We start from the raw sequence: 658 nt of genomic DNA, 5'->3' as shown, positions 1-658 counted from the left end.
GTTCGAGCCCCCTATTCTCCATATTAAGAAACCCTTGCGTAGCAAGGGTTTTTCTTTTTTATTTTTTATCAACAACGGAAATTATATTATAAGTGTGCACCTTTAGTTAACTAAAGTTTTTCATTATGTATAAAAAAATTCTTTTCAAAGCGCTTAGCTGCTCCAACTTGAAGAACTTCGTTAACATGTGAATACAAATCTAAAGTAATTGAAACTTTAGAATGTCCAAGCCTTTCTTGAACTACTTTTGGGTTTACTCCATCAATCATTAATTGTGTCGCATGTAGGTGTCGTAAATCATGAATTGTAATCTTGGGAAGTCCTGCTTCAACAAGTAAACGGTTAAAATCCCTCAAAAGATCTCTTGGATCTTTAAAAGTGCCTTCCAATGAACAGAACACCATATCTTGGTGACTTATAACCCTCCCGTATAATTCTTTTTGTCTCTCTATTTAATTGTAATTTCTTGATTAAATATGAAGTAATTGATATTTGCCGTTTAGATTTCGAAGTCTTTACATCCTTTAAAAATAATCCTCTTTCTTTAGTTCTGGCTAATGACCTTACAAATATAGAAAGCTATAGACTAGACCGTTGGTGTAATTGTGAGAAAACCGTTGTAGTCCCTTGATACATGGAGCTGATTGGGGTACTGGTG

1 protein-coding gene is annotated in these 658 nt (G+C 33.9%); it reads right to left on the bottom strand.

The annotated features are described in order from the left end of the window. Nucleotides 1-110: 110 nt before the first annotated feature. Nucleotides 111-419 carry a tyrosine-type recombinase/integrase gene (locus V7164_RS24765; RefSeq protein ID WP_335344216.1) on the bottom strand — a complete coding sequence of 103 codons (309 nt, stop codon included), beginning with the start codon at nucleotides 417-419 and terminating at the stop codon, nucleotides 111-113. Nucleotides 420-658: the final 239 nt, after the last annotated feature.

It is taken from the genome of Bacillus sp. JJ1474 (assembly GCF_036965225.1).
Classification (GTDB): Bacteria; Bacillota; Bacilli; order Bacillales; family Cytobacillaceae; genus Cytobacillus.
The sequence above is the reverse complement of the archived record's forward strand: the minus strand, read 5'-3'. Positions and strand labels throughout refer to the sequence as shown.